The sequence below is a fragment of the Anaerococcus sp. genome (assembly GCF_022770135.1).
Classification (GTDB): domain Bacteria; phylum Bacillota; class Clostridia; order Tissierellales; family Peptoniphilaceae; genus Anaerococcus.
On sequence record NZ_JALEIL010000061.1, the window covers coordinates 1 to 5380 of the forward strand.

Sequence of the window (5380 nt, forward strand, 5' to 3'; positions counted from 1 at the left end):
CCCTTATTTCGACCGAACGGAGTGAGCGGAGAAATCTAATGAGATCTCTCCATGCGTTCGTTTCACTCTCTTAGTCGAGATAAGGGTAACTTAACGATAAAATAAATTTCGATTGAAGTTACTTTGTCTACGCTCTGAGAAAACGAAGTTTTCTCTCTTTTTTCCCTTGCTTCGACCAACGTGGAGAAGCCTCTTGAGTGATAGTAAAATCATAATTAATTTAAAAGATTATAATTAAATCAAAACTTCTATTACCGCCATCTCTAAGGAGGCACGACTGCGAGATCTTCAGTCTATGATGACATGTAGATATAAAAATTCATTTGAGATATCTCGACTTACGCTCGACATAAGGATAGAAAATAATTCTTATTTATATTTTTCCTGCAAGCTCTTTACCAGCTTTTCGTCTTCGAAGTAGTTGATGCCCATGGCTTTTTTAACTTCTTCGACCTTTTCTCTTCCGGCTTCTCTTGCTTTTGCTGTTCCTTCTTCTAGGATTGTAAATACTTTGTCTAGGTCTTTTTCGTATTCGGCACGTCTTTTTCTGATTGGCTCTAGTTCGTCTTCTAGGACCTTGATTAGGAATTTCTTAACCTTGACATCTCCCAGGCCTCCCCTTCTGTAGTGGTCTTTTAGGGCATCTAGGTTTTCGTATTCAGGAAGGAATTCCTTAAAGTGGTCTGGTTTTGAGAATACATCTAGATAGGTAAAGACAATGTTTCCTTCAACCTTGCCTGGATCTTCGATATTGATATGATCTGGGTCTGTGTACATGCTCATTACTTTTTTCTTTACAGTTTTCTTATCATCTGCAAGGTAGATTGCATTGCCCAAGGACTTGCTCATCTTAGCTCCTCCATCGATTCCTGGCATACGTCTTGCGATTTTCGCCTCTGGAAGAACAGCTTTTGGTTCTACAAAGGTCTCTCCATAGATGTGGTTAAAGCTTCTAGCAATCTCTCTTGCTTGCTCGAGCATTGGCTCTTGGTCTTCTCCTACAGGTACTATATTTGCATCAAAGAGTAGGATATCAGCAGCTTGGCTTACTGGGTAGATTAGAAATCCTGCAGGTAGGGATGTTTCGAAATCTCTTAGTTTAATCTCTGACTTAACTGTTGGATTTCTCTCAAGTCTTGATAGGGTTACTAGATTTAGGAAGTAGAAGGTAAGCTCAGTTAGCTCAGTTACTTGTGATTGGACGAAGAATGTCACCTTCTCTGGGTCAAGTCCCACACTTAGATAATCGAGGGCTACCTCAATTAGATTTTCCCTAATTTTTCCTGGATTGTCGAAGTTATCTGTGAGGGCTTGGCTATCTGCAATCATGATATACATCTTGTCGTAATTTCCCTCATTTTGCATGATTACTCTATTTTTTAGGCTTCCTACATAGTGTCCTAGGTGAAGTCTGCCTGTTGGTCTGTCACCTGTTAATATTATATCTTTCAAAATTCCTCCTTATTAAAAAGCGGGCCTGCTTTATGAAAGTGCCCCATCAGAGAACTTCCTATAATTCTCTGACAGGATGCATCTATCATTTTATAAACAGTCCCGATTTATTTATCAGCAAGGAAAGCATCTATAAAGCCTTGGATGTCTCCATCCATAACAGCTTCCACATTTCCCATCTCGTAATTTGTCCTGTGGTCTTTGACCAAGGTATAAGGTTGGAAAACATAAGATCTGATTTGGCTTCCCCAAGCGATTTGGGAGTAGCTTCCTTGTATGTCTTCGATTTTTTCTCTTTGTTCTTCTTCTTTGATCTGAACAAGCTTACTTTTCAAAAGATTCATTGCAGTCTGTCTATTTTGGATTTGGCTACGTTCTGCCTGACTTGTCGCAACAACTCCAGTTGGTATGTGGGTGATCCTTACGGCAGAATCGGTCTTATTTACGTGCTGACCTCCTGCTCCACTTGCCCTATAGGTGTCTACCCTTAAATCTGACGGATCGATATCAAGTTCGATATTCTCATCAAGCTCCGGGAATACATCGACAGAGGCAAAGGAAGTGTGTCTTCTGGATTGGCTATCGAAGGGAGAAATCCTCACAAGTCTGTGGACTCCCTTTTCTGCCTTAAGATATCCGTAAGCATAAGGACCAGTAACATGCATCGTAGCCGACTTGATTCCGCCTGCTTCTTCGTTGTTTAAATCTTTGATCTCATACTTATAGCCAATACTATCGAAGTATCTCTTATACATTCTAAAGAGCATATCCGCCCAGTCTGTAGCCTCAAGCCCACCAGCTCCTGCATTGATTGATATATAGGCATTGTTCTTGTCATATTCCCCATCAAGTTGGGTCCTAAGCTTCATCTGGGTCGCAAGCTTAGCGAGACTTTTTAGAGAATCTTCGACTTCTTCTATCGTATCCGTCTCTTTCTCTTCGCTCATCTCCACAAGATCAAGCATATCTGTATTATCTACTATGCCATTTTCAAGCTTTTTGTAGTTAGCGAGCTCGTCCTTCTTACTTGCAAGATCTGCCATTATATTTTGGGCCTTGTCAGAATCATTCCAGAAATTTGGACTAGCAGATTCTTTTTCCAGTTCTTTTATCTCTTTTTCTAAGCTAGCTGGGTCAAAGAGAGTCTCCGATTAGTTTTAGTTTTTGGCTTAAATCTTCTATATCAGATCTTAATTCAAATATTTCTTTCATATTATTTCTTTATATTGCCCTTTTTAGCTTCACGTTCGAGTCTCCTGCGTTCTGCTCTGTTAAGACCTTCCAAATCTTCTTCCTCTTGGTCTTCTAGACGTTCTTCGCTAGGTTTTAGGACTTGTTTTCTTTCGATATTTTGTCTAATCTCTACACTTAGCATGTACTTAACAGTATCTTCTTGGATAGATCTTGTCATATCTTCATACATCTCGAAACCTTCATTAGTGTAGGCTCTAACTGGGTCTTCTTGTCCCATAGCCCTTACACCGATTTCTTTTCTCATCTGATCCATAGCATCGATATGATCCATCCATTTTTGATCAATTACCCTAAGTAGGATTACTCTTTCTACCTCTCTCATGTTCTCAGATCCGAAGGTCGCTTCCTTATCCTCGTATTTGGCAAGGGTCGCATCTGTGATGTAGTCGATTAGGTCTTGTTGGCTGTAAGAGTTGATGTTTTCGAAATGAAGGCTCTTTACAGGCATAGCAAGTCCATGTAGGTAGTTTAGTAGGGCTGTCATCTCCCAGTTTTCTGGTTTGATTTCTGGATTGGTAAAGGTGTAAACAGCATTTGCTATTACATCTTTGATCATAGCTACTATAGTCTCTTTCATGTCTTGACCAAATAGAACTTCTCTTCTTTCGTTGTAGATGATAGTTCTTTGTTTGTTCATAACATCGTCGTATTGGAGGACTCTTTTTCTTGTAGCGAAGTTGTTAGCCTCAACCCTTGTTTGGGCACGTTCTACGGATTTTGATACCATTCTAGAAACTATTGGCTCATTTTCATCATAGTTGTATTTTTCAACGAACTTAGCCACTGCCTCACCACCGTTAAGTCTTATTAGGTCATCTTCAAGTGAGATGAAGAATCTTGACTTACCTGGGTCTCCTTGACGTCCTGAACGACCTCTAAGCTGGTTGTCTATACGACGAGACTCGTGTCTTTCTGAACCTATGATATAAAGTCCACCTACTTCCTTAACCTTCTCAGCTTCAGCCTTGATTTCAGGTCTGTAGATATCCTTGTAGTGTCTATATTTCTTTCTTGCATCTAGGACTGCTTGGTCGGTAGTTTCAGCAAATGAATCTACTTGCTCAAGCACATCCTCTGCCACACCCTCTCTTTTTAGCTTAGTCATCGCCATATGGTCTACGTTACCACCAAGCATAATATCTGTACCACGTCCTGCCATGTTGGTTGCGATAGTAACTTGGTTTAGTCTACCTGCTTGGGCAACAATATCAGCTTCTCTCTCGTGGTTTTTCGCATTGAGGACTGTATGAGAAATTCCTGCCTTTCTTAGGGCATTTGACAATCTCTCACTTGCTTCGATTGAGATAGTACCTACTAGGATTGGTTGGCCTGTAGCGTGTACCTTGTTGATCTCATCGATAATTGCGTTAAACTTACCGCGTTCGTTGATATAAACATAGTCCACATCATCTTGTCTTTGAACAGGTCTATTAGTTGGAATTTCAACAACGTCAAGCTTGTAAATTTCACTAAACTCGTCTTCTTCTGTCATAGCTGTACCTGTCATACCAGATAGCTTATCATACATTCTAAAGTAGTTTTGGAAGGTAATTGTAGCAAGGGTCTTACTTTCTGCCTTAACCTCAACACCTTCTTTGGCTTCTATGGCTTGGTGAAGACCATCAGAGAATCTCCTACCTTGCATAATACGACCAGTAAACTCATCAACGATTTCAACCTCGCCGTGATTTACTACATAGTCGATATCTCTAGTCATAGTTGTGTTTGCCTTTAGGGCGTTGTTGATATAGTGGGCAAGCTCGATATTATCAGTGTCAGATAAGTTTTCTATACCAAAGAACTTCTCTGCCTTGGCAGTACCCTTTTCTGTAAGGTTGGAAGATTTTCTCTTCTCATCTACTAGAAAATCTACATCTTCTACCTTAAACTCCCTGTCGAATGGATCGATATCAGCATCTTCATTAGGATCTAGGATTCTTCCTTCAAGAGTTTGGATAAATTCATTTGCCTTTACATAAGTATCTGTAGACTCATCTCCTTGGCCAGAAATAATAAGTGGAGTTCTAGCCTCATCGATTAAGATTGAGTCGACCTCGTCTACTATAGCATAGTGAAGGTCTCTTTGAACCATGTCGTCCTTGTAGATTACCATGTTATCTCTTAGGTAGTCAAAACCAAATTGGTTGTTAGTTCCGTAAGTGATGTCTGCTTGATAGTTCTTTCTTCTTTCAGTATTTGTAAGACCATAAACAATACATCCTACAGTAAGACCAAGGAAGGTATGTACCTTACCCATCCACTCTTGGTCACGCTTAGCTAGGTAGTCGTTTACAGTAACTACATGCACTCCCCTACCTGTTAGGGCATTAAGATAAGAAGGAAGGGTTGCAACAAGTGTCTTACCTTCACCTGTTCTCATCTCTGCGATTTGTCCATTGTGAAGAACAATACCACCGAGTAGTTGGACAGGATAGTGCTTCATTCCAAGAACTCTAGAACTTGCTTCTCTAACAACAGCGAATGCCTCAACCAAAAGGTCATCAACAGTCTCGCCTTGGCTTAGTCTTTGCTTAAATTCACTAGTTTTGTTTTGTAATTGTACATCTGTCAGTTTTTGCATTGATTCATCTAGGGCAAGAATTTGATCGACAAGTTTCATATTTTGATCAATTTCTTTTTGGCTAAATGACTTAAAAAAATTAAATAATGCCAA

The 5380-nt window shown here is 40.0% G+C and carries 3 protein-coding genes; all 3 read right to left on the reverse strand.

The window, feature by feature from the left end:
* Positions 1-369: 369 nt before the first annotated feature.
* The gene (gene trpS / locus MRZ08_RS02670) at positions 370-1452 is read right to left on the reverse strand and encodes a tryptophan--tRNA ligase (RefSeq protein WP_297378976.1); all 1083 of its coding nucleotides are present in this window, start codon (positions 1450-1452) and stop codon (positions 370-372) included.
* 107 nt (positions 1453-1559) lie between these two features.
* Positions 1560-2664, reverse strand: a protein-coding gene (gene prfB / locus MRZ08_RS02675) for a peptide chain release factor 2 (RefSeq protein WP_297378978.1) whose coding sequence is annotated in 2 segments (ribosomal slippage) — positions 1560-2588 and positions 2590-2664 — 1104 coding nt in all. Because the reading frame shifts where the segments join, the coding sequence is not laid out codon by codon here.
* Between the two features lies 1 nt (position 2665).
* Positions 2666-5380 (reverse strand): preprotein translocase subunit SecA (gene secA, locus MRZ08_RS02680; protein ID WP_297378980.1); only part of this gene is annotated, 2715 nt, incomplete at its 5' end.